Annotated in this window: 1 protein-coding gene; it reads right to left on the reverse strand. The window is 50.4% G+C overall.

The features are described from left to right. Positions 1-202 (reverse strand): DUF3847 domain-containing protein (locus LI164_RS15845; RefSeq protein WP_173860270.1); only part of this gene is annotated, 202 nt, incomplete at its 3' end. Positions 203-240 lie beyond the last annotated feature (38 nt).

Genomic DNA, 240 nt, shown 5'->3' on the forward strand with positions numbered 1-240 from the left:
CATCATCTGTCAGGCGTTCCGGCTCTTGCAGAAAACTTTCCAGCATACCGCCACGAGTACAGAGCCGATGCGTCCGTTCCTTTCGGGTAAGCTGCTTCAACTGGTGCTGCAATGCCTTTTCATCATTGATGGCTTTCCGCAGTTTCTTTTCGCTTTTTTCCAACTCCCGGTTGAGCTTTTCCAGTTTTGAGGTATCAGGCAAGGGCAGCGTCCTCCTTTCCCGGTATCAGCACATAAATC

This window comes from Dorea sp. 210702-DFI.3.125, from assembly GCF_020560945.1.
GTDB lineage: Bacteria > Bacillota > Clostridia > Lachnospirales > Lachnospiraceae > Dorea > Dorea formicigenerans.